Annotated in this window: 25 protein-coding genes, 5 tRNA genes and 1 riboswitch; of the genes, 2 read left to right on the top strand and 28 right to left on the bottom strand. The window is 65.5% G+C overall.

Annotated elements, in window-relative coordinates; translation table 11 throughout:
* Positions 1 to 8 precede the first annotated feature (8 nt).
* Positions 9 to 1,241 carry a metallophosphoesterase family protein gene (locus ABT114_RS32625; protein ID WP_351146510.1) on the bottom strand — a complete coding sequence of 411 codons (1,233 nt, stop codon included), beginning with the start codon at positions 1,239 to 1,241 and terminating at the stop codon, positions 9 to 11.
* A 201-nt stretch (positions 1,242 to 1,442) separates the two neighbouring features.
* On the opposite strand from ABT114_RS32625, the gene ABT114_RS32620 reads away from it, so the two are divergent.
* Together ABT114_RS32620 and ABT114_RS32615 are read left to right on the top strand one after the other, a co-directional pair.
* The gene (locus ABT114_RS32620) at positions 1,443 to 1,814 is read left to right on the top strand and encodes a hypothetical protein (RefSeq protein ID WP_351146509.1); all 372 of its coding nucleotides are present in this window, start codon (positions 1,443 to 1,445) and stop codon (positions 1,812 to 1,814) included.
* Between the two features lie 77 nt (positions 1,815 to 1,891).
* A complete protein-coding gene (locus ABT114_RS32615; protein WP_351146508.1) occupies positions 1,892 to 2,176 on the top strand; it encodes a hypothetical protein in 285 nt (94 codons plus the stop codon).
* Positions 2,177 to 2,215: 39 nt separating this feature from the next.
* On the opposite strand, the gene ABT114_RS32610 is transcribed toward ABT114_RS32615, so the two are convergent.
* The 27 genes from ABT114_RS32610 to ABT114_RS32480 form a co-directional block, all read right to left on the bottom strand.
* Positions 2,216 to 2,300, bottom strand: a tRNA-His gene (locus tag ABT114_RS32610).
* An 82-nt stretch (positions 2,301 to 2,382) separates the two neighbouring features.
* Positions 2,383 to 2,455 (bottom strand) — tRNA-Asn (locus ABT114_RS32605).
* Between the two features lie 68 nt (positions 2,456 to 2,523).
* Positions 2,524 to 2,603, bottom strand: a tRNA-Leu gene (locus tag ABT114_RS32600).
* 49 nt (positions 2,604 to 2,652) lie between these two features.
* Entirely contained in the window at positions 2,653 to 3,291 is a 639-nt protein-coding gene (locus tag ABT114_RS32595) for a C40 family peptidase (RefSeq protein WP_351146507.1), read from the bottom strand.
* A riboswitch (cyclic di-AMP (ydaO/yuaA leader) is annotated at positions 3,291 to 3,432 on the bottom strand. Its footprint overlaps the gene before it by 1 nt.
* 28 nt (positions 3,433 to 3,460) lie before the next feature.
* Positions 3,461 to 3,533 (bottom strand) — tRNA-Phe (locus ABT114_RS32590).
* Positions 3,534 to 3,539: 6 nt separating this feature from the next.
* Positions 3,540 to 3,612, bottom strand: a tRNA-Pro gene (locus ABT114_RS32585).
* A 134-nt stretch (positions 3,613 to 3,746) separates the two neighbouring features.
* Positions 3,747 to 3,872 (bottom strand): hypothetical protein, encoded by a 126-nt coding sequence (locus ABT114_RS32580; RefSeq protein ID WP_351146506.1) that lies wholly within the window; start codon positions 3,870 to 3,872, stop codon positions 3,747 to 3,749.
* A gap of 153 nt (positions 3,873 to 4,025) precedes the next feature.
* Entirely contained in the window at positions 4,026 to 4,394 is a 369-nt protein-coding gene (locus ABT114_RS32575) for an Lsr2 family DNA-binding protein (RefSeq protein ID WP_351146505.1), read from the bottom strand.
* A 123-nt stretch (positions 4,395 to 4,517) separates the two neighbouring features.
* A complete protein-coding gene (locus tag ABT114_RS32570) occupies positions 4,518 to 5,375 on the bottom strand; it encodes a hypothetical protein (RefSeq protein ID WP_351146504.1) in 858 nt (285 codons plus the stop codon).
* 485 nt (positions 5,376 to 5,860) lie between these two features.
* Positions 5,861 to 6,730, bottom strand: coding sequence for a phosphatase domain-containing protein (locus ABT114_RS32565; RefSeq protein WP_351146503.1), 870 nt, complete (start codon positions 6,728 to 6,730; stop codon positions 5,861 to 5,863).
* Between the two features lie 53 nt (positions 6,731 to 6,783).
* On the bottom strand, positions 6,784 to 7,083 hold the full coding sequence (locus ABT114_RS32560; protein ID WP_351146502.1) for a hypothetical protein: 300 nt from the start codon (positions 7,081 to 7,083) through the stop codon (positions 6,784 to 6,786).
* A complete protein-coding gene (locus tag ABT114_RS32555; protein WP_351146501.1) occupies positions 7,083 to 8,171 on the bottom strand; it encodes an RNA ligase in 1,089 nt (362 codons plus the stop codon). Before ABT114_RS32555 ends, ABT114_RS32560 begins: the two co-directional genes overlap by 1 nt.
* A 37-nt stretch (positions 8,172 to 8,208) precedes the next feature.
* Positions 8,209 to 8,433: a hypothetical protein gene (locus ABT114_RS32550; protein WP_351146500.1), complete on the bottom strand. Its 225-nt coding sequence runs from the start codon at positions 8,431 to 8,433 to the stop codon at positions 8,209 to 8,211.
* Positions 8,434 to 8,435: 2 nt separating this feature from the next.
* A complete protein-coding gene (locus tag ABT114_RS32545) occupies positions 8,436 to 8,816 on the bottom strand; it encodes a hypothetical protein (protein ID WP_351146499.1) in 381 nt (126 codons plus the stop codon).
* 320 nt (positions 8,817 to 9,136) lie between these two features.
* The gene (locus ABT114_RS32540) at positions 9,137 to 9,793 is read right to left on the bottom strand and encodes a nucleotidyltransferase domain-containing protein (RefSeq protein WP_351146498.1); all 657 of its coding nucleotides are present in this window, start codon (positions 9,791 to 9,793) and stop codon (positions 9,137 to 9,139) included.
* Positions 9,790 to 10,269 carry a hypothetical protein gene (locus tag ABT114_RS32535; protein ID WP_351146497.1) on the bottom strand — a complete coding sequence of 160 codons (480 nt, stop codon included), beginning with the start codon at positions 10,267 to 10,269 and terminating at the stop codon, positions 9,790 to 9,792. Before ABT114_RS32535 ends, ABT114_RS32540 begins: the two co-directional genes overlap by 4 nt.
* Before the next feature lie 26 nt (positions 10,270 to 10,295).
* Positions 10,296 to 10,439 carry a hypothetical protein gene (locus ABT114_RS32530; protein WP_351146496.1) on the bottom strand — a complete coding sequence of 48 codons (144 nt, stop codon included), beginning with the start codon at positions 10,437 to 10,439 and terminating at the stop codon, positions 10,296 to 10,298.
* An 11-nt stretch (positions 10,440 to 10,450) separates the two neighbouring features.
* Positions 10,451 to 10,579 carry a hypothetical protein gene (locus ABT114_RS32525; RefSeq protein WP_351146495.1) on the bottom strand — a complete coding sequence of 43 codons (129 nt, stop codon included), beginning with the start codon at positions 10,577 to 10,579 and terminating at the stop codon, positions 10,451 to 10,453.
* Between the two features lie 53 nt (positions 10,580 to 10,632).
* A complete protein-coding gene (locus tag ABT114_RS32520; RefSeq protein ID WP_351146494.1) occupies positions 10,633 to 11,328 on the bottom strand; it encodes a helix-turn-helix domain-containing protein in 696 nt (231 codons plus the stop codon).
* Between the two features lie 74 nt (positions 11,329 to 11,402).
* On the bottom strand, positions 11,403 to 11,579 hold the full coding sequence (locus tag ABT114_RS32515) for a hypothetical protein (protein ID WP_351146493.1): 177 nt from the start codon (positions 11,577 to 11,579) through the stop codon (positions 11,403 to 11,405).
* Between the two features lie 77 nt (positions 11,580 to 11,656).
* A complete protein-coding gene (locus tag ABT114_RS32510; protein WP_351146492.1) occupies positions 11,657 to 12,013 on the bottom strand; it encodes a DUF7239 family protein in 357 nt (118 codons plus the stop codon).
* On the bottom strand, positions 12,003 to 12,164 hold the full coding sequence (locus ABT114_RS32505) for a hypothetical protein (RefSeq protein WP_351146491.1): 162 nt from the start codon (positions 12,162 to 12,164) through the stop codon (positions 12,003 to 12,005). Before ABT114_RS32505 ends, ABT114_RS32510 begins: the two co-directional genes overlap by 11 nt.
* Complete coding sequence (locus ABT114_RS32500; protein WP_351146490.1) at positions 12,161 to 12,367, bottom strand: hypothetical protein; 207 nt, start codon at positions 12,365 to 12,367, stop codon at positions 12,161 to 12,163. The genes ABT114_RS32505 and ABT114_RS32500 overlap by 4 nt, the downstream gene beginning before the upstream one ends.
* Entirely contained in the window at positions 12,364 to 12,690 is a 327-nt protein-coding gene (locus ABT114_RS32495) for a hypothetical protein (RefSeq protein WP_351146489.1), read from the bottom strand. The genes ABT114_RS32500 and ABT114_RS32495 overlap by 4 nt, the downstream gene beginning before the upstream one ends.
* Before the next feature lie 73 nt (positions 12,691 to 12,763).
* Positions 12,764 to 13,285: a hypothetical protein gene (locus ABT114_RS32490; RefSeq protein WP_351146488.1), complete on the bottom strand. Its 522-nt coding sequence runs from the start codon at positions 13,283 to 13,285 to the stop codon at positions 12,764 to 12,766.
* A 16-nt stretch (positions 13,286 to 13,301) separates the two neighbouring features.
* The gene (locus ABT114_RS32485) at positions 13,302 to 13,463 is read right to left on the bottom strand and encodes a hypothetical protein (RefSeq protein WP_351146487.1); all 162 of its coding nucleotides are present in this window, start codon (positions 13,461 to 13,463) and stop codon (positions 13,302 to 13,304) included.
* The gene (locus tag ABT114_RS32480) at positions 13,463 to 13,726 is read right to left on the bottom strand and encodes a hypothetical protein (RefSeq protein WP_351146486.1); all 264 of its coding nucleotides are present in this window, start codon (positions 13,724 to 13,726) and stop codon (positions 13,463 to 13,465) included. The genes ABT114_RS32485 and ABT114_RS32480 overlap by 1 nt, the downstream gene beginning before the upstream one ends.
* Positions 13,727 to 13,764 lie beyond the last annotated feature (38 nt).

The following is a 13,764-nucleotide window of genomic DNA, read 5'->3' as shown; positions in this document are numbered from 1 at the left end:
TGGAGGGCTCAGAGCCAGACGCGGTACTCACTGGTGACGCGTCCCTTCTCGGGGTTGATGAAGTGCAGCCGCTGGGAGGGGTCTCCCGTGGCCGCGACGAACTCCTGGGCGTAGATGTTGTCGCTCTCGGGGCTGCCGGTCATGAAGACGGAGCCGCCGTTGGCCAACTGGAGTTGCATGGACTGGTGGTAGTGGCCGATGTACAGGTCCCGGAACCGGGGCAGTACGCCGGAGGCCCACTGGTTGGCCTTGCGGAGGATGCCGTAGGCGGGGATGTTGCCGCCGAAACTCTTGATCTCGTCGCCGTGGATGGCCATGGCCTTGTAGTTGCCGATGGAGAAGTTCTGGTACCAGCCGCCGTCGGTCTGGAACCGCGTCAGGCGCTCCTCGCCCGCAAGGCGCTCGCGGACGATGTTGTAGACCATGCGGTCCACGTTGTCGCTCGCCTTGATGCCATCGGACTTCTTCCCGAGGCGTCCGTGATTGCCGTACTCGGCGACGACCTCGACCGTCTCGTAGGTATGAAGCGCCTGCTTGATCGTCCAGAGCATCAGGTCGGCGACGTCGAACATCTGCTCATACAGGGTTCCGTCGAGTTCCCAGACCTGGCCGGGGAAGATCGAGACGCCCTCGACCATGTCTCCGGTGAACAGCAGGACGCCGTGCTTGACCGGGTGGTCGGCGCGCTGGATGTCGGTGATCTCGTTAGCCTTCTCGACGTACCGGTGGATGCGCGAGCGCATGATGATCCGGTCGTAGGTGTCGGTCTTCTTGCCGCCCTGCCAGTCGGTGAGGTGCCACAGGGCGACCTCGGGGGCCTTGGTGCGCTTGTCCGCGACCGGCGGGACGACGGGGGTGCTGCCGACGTACTGGGCGGCGTCGCGGGCGGCCTTGTAGACGGCCTCGATGTACTCGTCACCGCGCGCCTTGGCCTTCTTGTACTGGGAGAACAGGCGCCGGTTGTCGGACTCCAGGGCGGTGAGACGCTCCCGGGACTCCTCGTTCGCGGCCACTGCCTCGGCCGTGCCCTCCTCGGGCAGGGTATGAAGCGGCTTGCGTCCCGGCTCGACCAGGACGTTCTTCTTGTAGCCGTTGGCCTTGCGCCAGCGCCGGACGGCGGTCTCGGAGGTCTCGACACCGTTGAAGACGAGGTCGTTCGCAGCAGCCTGGTGACCGACGTTGGGGTCCATCAGGATCTCGCGGACCCAGTCGACCTCGGTGAACTCCAGCAGCATGCTCAAGGTGGTTCCTCTCGCGGGGGTTTGGTGGTGCCAGGCCTCTCGGCCCGGCGTTCGAGTACGGTATCAGCATTACGGCTTCTTTGACAACGTTCACTCCTGAAGTGAACCCAACCGACTCCAGCAGTTAAACGGCCATTCGGACGGCTGATCTGCACAGACTAAACTGAGTACTGGTTCAGAACCAGTAACTAGGAGTCTTTCATGAGTGGAGTCGGTGGCAACACCTTCGTGCTGACCAGCAGCGACCTGTCCGTGGCCCAGCCCCTTCCGGTCGCCGCCGAACTGGTGGCCATCTACGGAAACCTCGGCACGGCGGGCTCGACGCAGACCACGTTCCAGGTCAACAAGAACGGTTCGGCGGTCTCGGGGGCCCTCGCAACCGTCGCGGCCAGCGCGACCAAGGGGAACAAGGTCCTCACCAACCCGTACGTCGGCGTGAACGTCATCACCCCGGCCGTCAACGACGTCGCGGCGCTGGCCACGTTCGTCCCCGGCGACACGGTCTCCCTGACGACCACGCTGGGCACCTCGGCCGCCAACCCGGGCGTCGCCCTGCACTTCAAGGTCAAGTAACCGTCGACCACGAACCCCCGGCCGCCACTGTCCAGGCGGAGGCCGGGGGTTTGCTGTACCCGAGGAAGGAGGCTGCTGTGTTCTGGACCTGCGACGAATGCAGGGAGTGGGGCGTCGCCGAGACCGATGTGGACGCGGCCGTCGACAGGCAGCGGCACCTGAACTCCCACCGGGGCGCCGATGTGCCTCCCCCTGCCGCCGAGGAGGAGCCGGACGAGGGCACTGTCCTGAACCGGACGTACGTGGCGTGGGGTATCACTGCCCTGCTGGGGCTACTGTCCGCCCGCTTCCCGTCCCTGGTGGGGGTAGTCCCCTGGGCGGCCCTGATCGCCTTCGTGGTGACCTACAGCGGGCAAGGCTGAGCCCCGGCGACATCGTCGAGCGGTCGGCCGGGGCTGTCGGGTGTACGAAGGGGGTCGAACCCTCACGCCCCTCTCGGGACACCGGGGTCACAGCCCGGCGCGGCTACCTTTTCGCCACATACACCATGCCGGAATTTTAACGGGGTACCGGTGTTCCCGAGCGGGGCGAGTTTAGACGTAGGAGTAGGACCGCCAATCACTCCTAGCTCCCCGACCTGGATTCGAACCAGGAACCCACGGATTAACAGTCCGTTGCTCTGCCGATTGAGCTATCGGGGAATGCTGCATCAGGGTTTGCACCGACCCTACTGGACTCCGCGTCCAAACAGGTACCTGACTCCGGACCGTACCCAAGGTGGGATTTGAACCCACACGCCTTTCGGCACGGTGTTTGAGACCGCTGACTGTGCCATTCGTCTACTCGGGCTGGGACCGGAAGGACCCTATCTTCCCTCCGGCCTTTCTTAAGGTGAAGCCTACTTCACCGTGTAGCGCCCGTAGTAAACAGACTTCGACCACGGCTTGTAGTAGTTGACGCCCTTTCCGGGGCGCTCGGACTCCAGCCACGTCGTGGAATTGACGTAGATGGCCACGTGATAGACGTGGCCGCTTGAGTCGTGGACGAATACCAGGTCACCCTTCTTGGGGGTCTTGACCTTGGTGCTGGAGCGGTACTGCGCGTCCGCGACCCGGGGAATGGTCTTCCCCAGCTTCTTGAAGGTGTAGTACGTCAGGCCGGAGCAGTCGAAGCCGCTCGACGGCGAGGTGCCGCCGTAGACATACCGGGTGCCGATGTACTTCTTGGCCTGGTTGACGATCTTCGTCCCCGAGGAAGTCGAGGAAGCGGCCGTCGTGCTGGCCGGGGCCGTGGTGGAGGTGGATGTTGCGGACATATATATCTTCTGTCCCGGGTATATGAGATTCGCGTTGCTCAGGTGGTTGATGGACTTGAGTTTCTGCCAGGTCGTGTGGTGTTTCGACGCGATCCCGCCGAGCGTGTCCCCGCTCTTTACGGTCACATATGCGGCTGCTGCCGCTGCCGAGGCGGTGGGGGACGCAATCGGGGTCAGGGCCAGCGCGCCCGCGAGAGCGATTCCAGCGATTCTCTTGTTCATGGTGCACTCCGCACGCCTGCGAGATTAGGTGACGGGCTCGGGATAAGTGCCTTTCCCTACCACATATGAATCTGCGGATTCGCCCCAGTGATGCGTTTCGGTCTCCCGCCCCTGTTCAGAGGTTGATTGCAGTATTTGTCCAGGAACAGGGCTCGGCGTCTGAACAAAGTGGCCCCCCTTGGAATCGCACCAAGATCTCCCGCTTTTCAGGCGGGCGCATTAACTGTCTCTGCCAAAGGGCCTCGAAGTCGGGATGGCCGGTTTCGAACCGACGACCTCCTGATCCCAAATCAGGCGCGCTACCTGCTGCGCTACATCCCGTAATTGCTTCGCTGGACACTACCGTATCAGGGATACGGCTTGTCAACTCCAATGCGCAACTTACTTGCGCCAGGAGGGAGGGGTTCCCCGCCGGGACTTACGCCTCACGTGGCAGTAGCGGACCACGGGCAGCCCTAGCGGGCGGGGAACAGGACACGGCCGAGGCAGAACGCCGTCGAGGCCGAGGTGACGAGCGCGGGCATGCTGGCCGACGGGAGGGGGCTCCCGTGGTCCGGCCGTCGCGCGCTCGTCGTGTTCATGCATCCTTTTTACAGGATCATGACTACGTGTTTGTAATCACCGAGGCCACTGCCCAGCAAGCCCCGCAGGCGGGCGGGGGTAGACACTGTCCGGGAACGCAAAGAGAGGGCCGGGGGATGATTCCCTCCGGCCCTCTGCGGGCGGTGTCAGCTCTAGCTGTGCGCTTCCTCGAACTCCCGGATGAGGTCGGAAGGCAGGCGGCCGGTCCCAGAGACCTCGCGACCCTGCTCCTTCAGCCACTCGCGCACGTCGGCTGCGGTGAATGCCTTGCCGCCCCTGCCCTTGATGGCCTTGCGCACCTGGGTCCCCAGGCGCTTCTGGGCGTCGTGGGCGATGGAGGTGAAGGGCTCCACCGCTGACAGCAGCTCGTCCTGGTGCTCCTGGCACAGGTCCATCAGGTAGCGCGTGGTTCCCACGGTGATGGCCGTGGGCTCGTTGTCCGGCACTGCCTGGCCGCACACGACCTTCTTGCGGCCCCGCTGGACCTTCTTATCGCACGTCTTCGAGACGACGTCCGCCATGATCACTCCTTAACAAGACAACCCCCCGGTATGCGCTCGCATCGTGAGGCAAGACCCCACCATACTGCTTCTCGGATACTGCTTCTGTCAATCGCATCCTGCCGAATGCTTAGCAATACGGCATTAAGAAGCGTTTCCGAGAAGGCTCCCGACGGGTTGCAGCACGCGGCCCGCAGTGTCTCCGACCAGGCCTTTCGAGGTTTCAGGCTGCGCGGGGGCCGCGAGGGCGACCTTCGAGATCGGCACGAAGGTCTTGACGCCCTTCTTGGGTTCCTCCGAGGACGTTTTGCGGTGCTTGCCGACGGAGGTCTTCGCCTTGTGCGTCTCCGGGCCGGACGATGCCTTGGCATGCTTGCCCAGGGAGGGGGACGAGCCCGGGAGCTTGACCACGGCGGAACGGGTCGGGGTCGGGGCGGTGCCAGGCGAGCTGGTGGCGGTCGGGGTGGAAACGGAGCCCATCGGAGCGTCGTTGCCGGTCATTTCGGGCTGGTCCACGCTGTCGTCGTCGTTCTGGTGCTCGGTGGCAGCCGCCGCAAGGCCTACAGCGAACGGCGCAAGTACCGCTGCGACGACGATCGCCAGTGTGCGGCAGCACCGGCTCATGAGGTCGGGCCTGGCCGACGCCCGCGCTAGCTGCGCAGACGGGCTCCGGGGGGTCACCGAGCTGGCGCGGGCGGGGCCGGGTGACGGTTCCCAGAAACCGAATTCCTGGCGGTCCTCGATCCACCCGAAGGCCAGCTCCCCGGTGTCCACCATGTGCAGGAGTTCTTCGGTGATCTCGTCGTCGGTCGGCTCGACGTCATCGGACTGCCGGTAGAGGTCCGGGAGCGCCCCCTCGTGCGGCACGTCCTCGCGGTACCGGATGGAGGGGTACTCCAGGGCGTCACCAGGGAGGGGTACGTCCCCGGCAAACTCGCGGCGGAGCCCTCTGACGTCCTGCTCCCCCGTGTCGTCGACACCGCCACGATCGATCATGTTCATGTCCCTAGCAACCCCTCCTCGCGGACGTGCCTGCTGCGCTGGCTTACGCGGCGGCCACGTCGAACCGATGCATCTGGGCGTGACCCGGATCACGGCATACAGGAGGGGCCTGTGGGCAGGCGCGCAGGGACCCTGACGGCGGTGATCTAGGGGCTGACCAGGGCCTGAAATTAGCACCGAGCTGTCAGTTCCGTTAGGGGTTGACAAAAGTGCCGACAGTGCATTGTTTGCGGGCTCTTTACCCTAAACAGGGGAACCCTTTGCCCGATTGGATACAACAGTCACGTTACCGGTAGTTAGTTTCTACCTACCGTTAGTATCAACATTTTGTTGAAGTGGCGCAGGTCACACGCTGGATCCCGACATTCGGACGGATTCCTAGATCAAAAACGCTGGTTACCGGCGGGTACAGCTAGACCCCGGCGCACAAAGGTACACCGGGGTCAAGAGAACTATGAGAAAACTATGAGGAGATTTCGGGGAGACTAGAAGTTACCGGGAGCCACCTGGAGGACCCTCAGACCCCGCTGGCGCCACATCTGGACGACCTGATCGCGGTCATCCAGGACCAGCCAGACGTTGTACTGCCCCTGGATGTCGCGCTCGTAGATCTCCCCCTTCACGATCGAGTCCTTGCGCATGTCCCCGGCCGGACGCATGAGCAGGAGCGCTTCCCTCGTCCACTCGCCGACGTAGCGAGCCAGCCACTCCCTGGTCTGGTCGTAGGCGCTGCCGTCCCGGCCGGAGACGAAGACGATGACCGCGCCCGCGTCGTGCAGCGTGTTCACCAGGTCGATGACGTCGTCGTGCGGGGCGTCCTCACCGACGCGGTCCCACTCGAACGGACTGCGGTCGGCCATCTTCGCCACGGTGCCGTCCAGGTCGACCAGGACCACGTTCGGCAGGCCGTCCACGTAGGCCGGGGGCTCCTCCGGCGCAGGCCGCAGGTACTGGTCGTACATGCCCCGGATGACCTGCTCGCCGACGGATCTGTCCCGCTTGAGGTCCTGCCGGATGCAGGTATGAAGCGGGACCGCCGTGTGGTCCGCGATCTTGAACTCCGCCCCGTACGTTTCGGCCAGCGCCCGCAGGCGCCGCTCGTGGACCGGGTTGAGGTTGGTGTCGTCCACGATCACGCTGACGCCCTGCCCGAGGAACCCGGCCACCAGGAAGTCGCGGGCCTTGACGGTACGGCGCTCGTTGGGGCCCTTCTGGACGTTGTCGTGCAGCATCCCCCGCAGGTCGTCCTTGTTGACCCGCACCATGGTGCCGGGCTGGGCAGCGGCCACGGTCTTCTTGGCCCAGGTCGACTTCCCCGAGCCCGGCAGGCCCTTCGTCATGGTCAGCGTCGTCACGCGCTTCTCCTTCGCGGTGGTCTTCGGTCGGCAGCACTGGCACTTCGGCAGGCTCATCGACAGCACCCGTCGCACCCGTGCAGGCCCTCGTAGGGCGAGTAGTCCGCGCCTTGCATCAGCCGCTTGTAGGCGAGGTCGTCCGGGTCGGGGTGGCCGACGCCGTGCATGCAGACCCGCTCTGTCAGCGCCCGGTCGGACCGGAAGTTCTGCCGCCACTCGCTCATGTGGTGCTCGGAGGGGTTGTGGACGGCGCAGTGGCGGCCGATGCAGTCCTTGCGGGGGTGGGCGAGGATCTTCTGTCCGCCCACCAGCACCGCTTCCTCGAACCACCCGCCGTAGTAGTCGGGCTCCATCAGGCGACGTCCTCGGAGACGCCGTAGTACGGCTTCTCGAACTCCGGCCGGACCTTCTTCCAGATCCGCTTCGAGACGTCGTTGCCGTCGTAGAGTCCGAAGAGGACGTCCGGGTAGTCGGTCTCGCTGGCCAGCAGAGCGAACTCCTTGCGGGCCTTCTTGGTGTCCCACTCCGGCCGCCGGACGCGGCGCATGACCCACTCGAAGTCGTCGGCCGCGCCCTCGTAGACGCGGGTGTAGTCGCCCTCCAGCCGGTGCACCTGCTTGTGGACCCAGGTGTAGAACTCGTCCGGCACGTGGTCGATGAACTGCTCGATGCCCTGCCCGTTGGCCAGCGCCTCCCACACCGAGAGCGTGGAGACGTTGGTCAGGATGCGGTGCAGGCGCACGTACTCCTCGAACTTGAACTTCACCCGCAGGTCGCTGGAGGGGAACCGGACGACGAAGCCCTCCTGGTTCTTCTCCTCCGGCGCGGACACGACCTCGGCCAGCGACTGGAAGCCGACCGGCTGGTTGATCGGGCCCGGCCAGTCGTAGGCGCCGGACGGGAGCGTCTTACCGGTCTCAGTGTCGACGACCGCGAGCAGGATCAGTTCGTCCAGGCCCTGGTAGTCGACGACGACACGGTTGGCCGGGTAGACGATCTCGAAGAGGTACGTCAGGCCCAGGATCGGCTCGAAGTCCGGGTACCGGCTCTGGACGTGCTCGGTGGCGTGCAGCGCCTGCGGAGAGGTGAAGGAGCCCCGGGTGGCAATCCGGAACTCCCCGGTATGAAGCGTGTAGCCCACGCCCAGGGAACCGTCCCACTTCACGTACGTCTCGACCGGCTCGTTGATCAGAGCGGCCTGCGCCTTGAGAGGTATCTGGGACCAGTTGAAGAACTTCTCGAAGGGCCGGGCGGCGACCTCGTTGGTGACGGAGTCGACGATCAGGCCGCGCGTCTTCTTGGTGACGTCGTTCCACTCGCTGTCGAACTGGGCCTTGTTCGTGTAGTTCAGGATCGACAGCGGGGCGTCGGGGTGGTTCTGCTTGCGGACATAGCCCTTGTCGAGCATGTCCTTGAGCAGGCTCTGAGACATGATGCTCATGAGGTTCGTCATGTGTTCTCCGTAGTGGTTGGGCTGGTCAGACGCGGTGGTCCAGGGCGGTGACGACGCGCTGGGCGAACTGCTCGTAGACGTGGTCCGGGAGGTGGTCGCCGAACCACTCCCTGGTCTCGTTCGCGACGATCTCGGTAGCCGTCTCGCGCTGCTCACCCTGTCGGCGCAGCCAGTCCCGGCTCGCGCTGACGTTGGGGATCACAAGGTGGCCGAGGTTCAGGGTGGGGCGGTCGTCCTGCTTCTGGGTCATGGTCAGCCCTTCTTCGAGGCCTTCTTGGCCTTCTTCTTCGCCTTGCGGTCGCGCTTGGCGAGGTTCTTCTCGACGCCGTCCAGCGCCTCGTCCAGGACGCCGACGAAGGCGTCCAGCTCGGCCTTGAGGCGCAGCGCCTTGGCCCGCGCGTTCTCCAGGTCGCCGCGCAGCTCGGTGCGCTCGTCGGGGGTTCCGGTGGCGCCGTAGACGCCGAAGTCGAGGGTCACGGTGCGGTTGCAGTCGGAGATCTCGAACGTGGCACCGAAGTCCAGGTACTCGTCGCGGTCGTCGCCGTCCTTGACCTCGGCGAGGACGGCAGCCAGGCCGTGGTGGCCTTCGTTGTTCAGGAAGCGACGGGAGTAATGGCGGGCAACGGTGCTCATGTGCGGTGCTCCTCGGTGCGGTGGTTCTTCGGTGACTTGAGTGACCCCGACATCGAGAAACCTATAACTGGAAAGGCGTAATGACAAGCCGTAATCGAGAACGTGTTCAAAGTAAGGCGTATGACGTGGATCACATCTTCGAGGGGCCTCCGGGGCAACGCAGAAGACCCCCGCCGGGAGATGTCCCAGCGGGGGTCTTCACAGGTCACAGGGTCAGCGGCGCAACGTCTCGATCGCGTGCGCCAGGTACACGGCCACGGCGCACTCGATGGAGATCACGCCGACCCACACCCACTCCGGAACCTCGTAGAACCGTCTCATCAGATCCTTCGCACGTAGTTGATGAAGTCCTGGAGCCGGTCCGTACGCGGCTGCGGCGGGAGGATCCCGATGCGGTCGTCGAAGACGTCGTACGCCTTCCAGAACTCCTTCTCGATCTGGTCGGCCGACATCTCGTCGAACGCCCAGTAGAACTCCGGGTCCGGCACCTTCACCGTGAGCGTGCCGTACTCCAGCAACTGCTGGCCCTGCCGCAGGAGCCGGAAGCAGTGCCGGGCATGCTTGGCAACCCGCTTCTGCCGGGCCTCGTTGGCCAGCTCCTGCTTGATTCGCTTGATCTGCCCCATCGCGTAGCCGCCGTACGCCGAGCGCACGTAGGGCTGCGACAGGAAGTCCTCACGGATGTCGACCAGCCAGTCACCCTCCCAGGACTGCTGCTCGTACTCCTCCAGGTACAGCAGGTCCATGATCGTCGGATTGCACTTCAGCGCGAGGTTCACGTACTTGCCGACCTCGTGCAGCGTGACGTCCGGAGCCTTCGTCACCAGGGAGTCCTGATGCTGGGCCCCAATACGGAAGAACTCCGGCGTCGGACGGACGAAGATGCCCAGCCGGTCGATGTCCGACCCGGCCCGAGCAAGGCCGAAGGCGGTCGAGCCCACGACCCCGCTCAGCAGGATGTTCGGCGCCCCCGTCACAGGCCGTAGTGCCAGTCAGGGGCGTCGTAGCCCTCGGTCTCGTACGACTCCGAGCGGCCCTCGTACGTCTCCAGCGCCTCGTCGACCGCGTCGCCCCAGGTCATCCCGCCGTCCTGCTCGGTCTGAACGACGGTGAGCAAGGCGAGCGTCGGGTTGTCGATGCTGATGACACCGAGATCCGACAGCGCCTCCACGGACGCGAACGTGTTGCGGTCGCCGTCCTCGTTCACCAGCCGGTCGAAGGTCAGCCCCTTGTAGGCCAGCACGTGGCCGACCATGCAGGACGGGCACTTCGTGGCCGGGTCGAAGTAGGCGCACAGCGTCGAGCCGTCGGAGTCGACCTGGACCTGCTTGTAGACGTAGTCCCGGCCCTTCTCCTCCACGGCGCGGGCCAGCAGTTCCTTGGTCTCCTCCAGGGAGAGGGCGATGGGGGCGGAGGCCGGGGCCTCCGAGGTATGAAGCGGCGTGTTCGTCATGGTGTTCTCCGTTCGCGGTGGGGTGGTCAGTGGTTGAAGTACCAGTGCGCCAGCCCGAACCCGGCGGCCACGCAGGCGATCCGGAACAGCACTTCCAGGGTTGAGCGCAGCAGCAGGCGTCCGTTCGAGGGCCTCTGGGCCGGGTTGTGTTCCTTGGACAGGTTGGTCACGGTGTTGCCTTTCAGGAGCAGTCGTACTCGGGGCCCTCGTCGGGTCCCTCGGGGGTTGTCTCGTCCAGCGGTACGCCGTCGATGAAGATCACGTCTCCTACGTCGATGCCGACGTGTTCGAGCAGGGAGCGGATACTCACGAGTCCTCCCAGGGTTGGGGCGGGGCCCGGCGGCTACCGGGCCCCGCGAGTTGTCACAGGGATGCAGGGTCGAACAGGTTGCCCACCTTGGGGTCCTTGACGACGGGCGTCAGCTTTCCCCGGCTCACCCACGTCCCGATCGTGCTCGTCTCGACGCCCAGCCGGTCGGCGACCTCTTTCGTGGTGAGCAAGGTCGACGGATCCGGCGTCTCAGCGACTCGCCGGGCCGCCAGCACCCCGGTCAGCCGGTGGAAGGTCAGCGCGGCCAGGTGGGTACCGAGCGCGATGCAGATGGTCGGCGCGGCCGACGCGAGGATCACGTGCCCCCACGTCGTGGCATCCGACGCCCCCGTGACGCCCCCGGCCGCAGAACCGTGGGCCACGTTGAGCAACAGCGAGATGGCGGTGAGACCGACCACCGTGCCGATCGCCCACCGGTATCCCGGCGACCCGACCAGCGCCAGCGACGCAATCACCGCCAGGCCGTCGAGCCCGTCGATGACCAGCGGGTAGAACTGACGGACCTCGTGCAGACCGACCGTGTCGGCCGTGTCTCGGAGTGGCACCCAGCTCACCCGCATACCGACCAGCGCCACGAACGCCAGGGCCACCAGGATCAGGGTGAACCCGGCGACCAGACCGGTCGCGTGCCAGCCGTTGAGCGGCCGGGCGGGGGGTGAGACAGGGGCTTTCTCAGTCTTGCTCGCGCGCTTCTCACGCCAGCTATCGATTACCTTGGGAACGCCCATGGAGAGACGCAACCTCTCGTAGGTGGGACAGGTGTCCGGCCGGGACGCAACCCGGCCGGACACCACATACCCGGCTAGGTATGAAGCCGCTCGGCGAGCTGGCCGAGGTACCAGCGGACGTAGGCCGCCGTGCCCACCGACTGCTCACAGCGCGCCAGCGTCTCGGGCCGGATGCGGATGCGCTGCTCACGCGGCCCCGCCCGGAACCTCTCGATGAACCCCAGGTAGTCGACCAGCAGGGGACTGCTCACCTTCTTCTCCTTCCTCTTCGGGGACCGGGACTGCTCCCCATACCGATTGAGCACTCGTCGTTCGAAGTCGTTCAGGCTCAGCGGCCGGTCACCTCGACCCTCACCGCGTTGCCGGACGACGGGTGGACCACGACGCTGCTGCTGGCGTGGACCTCCAGCCGGTTGTCCTCCATCAGCCGGACGAGGAAGTACCGCTCGAAACGCTCGCCCTCCGGCTTGAACTGGAAGGAGACCGTTGGGCGGTCGAACAGCGGCTGCCGGTTGTCGCCGTACGGGTCGACGATGACGTTCGCGTCCTCCGGGCCGTCATTGAGCAGCGCGCGGGCCGTGGCCAACTCCTGCTCCAGGCGCCGGACCTTCTCCTCCAGCGACAGCACGCCGCTCTGCACCCACCTCGGCTGACGACCGAAACGGGCGTCCGCGCTAAGCACCATCCACCTTCTCCAGTTCCTTGATCCGCTTCTTCAACCGGCGGTTCTCGTTGCGGAGTTGCAGCGCCTCCTTGAACAGAAGGTTCAAGCCGTCGTGCAGGTCGCCGACCCACTTACGCAGGCGGGCGACCTCGGCCTCCAACTCCGCAGTCACTGCCGTTCCAACTCCCTGACCCGTCTCAGCACGTACTCGCTGGCGTTCCCGCTGATGCTGGAGTTGGCCTGCACCAGACGCAGCACCGCCAACTCGAAAGCGTCGATCGCCTCGTGCACCTCGTCGCCGCCCACGGGCATGTCCTGCGAGCCGACCGAGTGCAGTTCCTCCCGGGCCTTGTCCCGCTCCTTCTGGCGGTTCACCACTGCTCCCCCTTCTTGGCCTTCTTCCAGGCCGACTTGGACACGCACACGTGCCCGGTCTTGTCGCCGTCGCGCAGGTTCAGCCGCCAGCACTCCGGATCCGTCGTGGTGATCGGGATGTAGCCGACGACGTTCGTCGCGCACATCTGCGAAGTGCCGGAGCCCGAGCACTGCACCGTGGTGATCGGCTGCAAGTACGTGTACGTCGCTTCGGCCTCGTACTCCTTGCCGGTGATCTCTCCGTGGTCGAGGTCGTCGCACCCCGTCAGGACCAAGGTCCCGGTAATCGCGGCCACGGCCGCGTAGGTATGAAGTCGCTTCACCCTGTTCTCCTCGTTGCGGTGGGCCCGGCGCCCGCCCGTCCCTATCAGCGGGCGGACGCCGGGAGTTGGTGAGCTACCTGGGCGGCCAGCGGTACGTCGAGAGAAGGTTGCTGGGCAGGACCTCCCAGGGGGCGTCCTCGTAGCCGGGCAGTTTCTTGATCGCGGTCCGGCGCAGGCTGTCGCAGAAGTTGAACGCCTCGGACGTCTCCCACTCGGGGTGCTCGCAGGCCTGGTACTCGAAGCCGTCGAGCGCCTTGAGCACCGCGACCGGGTTCGGGACGCCAGGGAGCGACTGGAACAGGTAGGGCTGCTCCCACTCCTCCTCGGCGTACCGGTGGTCGACCGAGCGGCGGTTCTCCGCCAGGAGCATCGCGCCGACGTAGCCCGCGTTCGCGCGGGTCAACTCGCGCACGACCTTGCCGTACATCTCGTGCGCCTCCGGCCCCCAGGGCTGGCCTGCCGAGTACGCCCGCTCCTTCTCCTGGACGGACAGCTCTCGCACCTGCCAGCGCAGCTTGCTGCCGCGCGTCGGCAGCGACAGCCCCGCGTTGATCAGCAGGTGGATGTGCGTGTCACCGACCATGTTCGCCGACACATAACCCCTCGCACTTTCAGTCGTTGATCTTGTCGATGCAGTTCGTGCCGTTCGGGCACTCTTCGCGCGGGAAGCCGTCCCCGCACAGGCTCGGGTCGATACCGACCCCGGCCCCCAACTCACCGGACTCCAGCGGGCCTTCGTCGTGCACCCACCGGTCGACGGCGTTCTCGTACATCAGCCGTTCGCCTTCTCCAGGCGCTCCCAGGCCGAGGCCCACGCGATGCGGTTGGCCTCCTGGAGCCCGGACTTCTTGATCACGAAGTCCGAGTGCAGCATGCGGTTAGCCAGCAGGCCGTGCGCCTCGGTGAGGATGTCGCCGCGCCAGGCGCCGGAACCCGACTGCTCGACCGAAACCACGAGCGCCGGGACCAGGCTGTGGCCGTCCGGCATGTACGCGATGTGGTCCCCGGCCTTGAACGGCGCCTTCTTCTGAGCCATCAGTTCCTCCTTGGCAACTACTGCTTCTGAAGCAGTAA

Origin of the sequence: Streptomyces sp. NPDC002088 (assembly GCF_040296605.1) — a bacterium.
Taxonomy (GTDB): Bacteria; Actinomycetota; Actinomycetes; order Streptomycetales; family Streptomycetaceae; genus Streptomyces.
This window is presented reverse-complemented; position numbering and strand designations above follow the sequence as displayed.

Coding starts and splice junctions, on each gene's coding strand:
- ABT114_RS32555 (WP_351146501.1), bottom strand. CDS start 8,171: ATGAGCATCATGTCTCAGAGCCTGCTCAAGGACATGCTCGACAAGGGC.
- ABT114_RS32620 (WP_351146509.1), top strand. CDS start 1,443: ATGAGTGGAGTCGGTGGCAACACCTTCGTGCTGACCAGCAGCGACCTG.
- ABT114_RS32580 (WP_351146506.1), bottom strand. CDS start 3,872: ATGAACACGACGAGCGCGCGACGGCCGGACCACGGGAGCCCCCTCCCG.
- ABT114_RS32480 (WP_351146486.1), bottom strand. CDS start 13,726: ATGGCTCAGAAGAAGGCGCCGTTCAAGGCCGGGGACCACATCGCGTAC.
- ABT114_RS32510 (WP_351146492.1), bottom strand. CDS start 12,013: ATGGTGCTTAGCGCGGACGCCCGTTTCGGTCGTCAGCCGAGGTGGGTG.
- ABT114_RS32570 (WP_351146504.1), bottom strand. CDS start 5,375: ATGAACATGATCGATCGTGGCGGTGTCGACGACACGGGGGAGCAGGAC.
- ABT114_RS32545 (WP_351146499.1), bottom strand. CDS start 8,816: ATGAGCACCGTTGCCCGCCATTACTCCCGTCGCTTCCTGAACAACGAA.
- ABT114_RS32485 (WP_351146487.1), bottom strand. CDS start 13,463: ATGTACGAGAACGCCGTCGACCGGTGGGTGCACGACGAAGGCCCGCTG.
- ABT114_RS32550 (WP_351146500.1), bottom strand. CDS start 8,433: ATGACCCAGAAGCAGGACGACCGCCCCACCCTGAACCTCGGCCACCTT.
- ABT114_RS32595 (WP_351146507.1), bottom strand. CDS start 3,291: ATGAACAAGAGAATCGCTGGAATCGCTCTCGCGGGCGCGCTGGCCCTG.
- ABT114_RS32560 (WP_351146502.1), bottom strand. CDS start 7,083: ATGGAGCCCGACTACTACGGCGGGTGGTTCGAGGAAGCGGTGCTGGTG.
- ABT114_RS32575 (WP_351146505.1), bottom strand. CDS start 4,394: ATGGCGGACGTCGTCTCGAAGACGTGCGATAAGAAGGTCCAGCGGGGC.
- ABT114_RS32535 (WP_351146497.1), bottom strand. CDS start 10,269: ATGACGAACACGCCGCTTCATACCTCGGAGGCCCCGGCCTCCGCCCCC.
- ABT114_RS32520 (WP_351146494.1), bottom strand. CDS start 11,328: ATGGGCGTTCCCAAGGTAATCGATAGCTGGCGTGAGAAGCGCGCGAGC.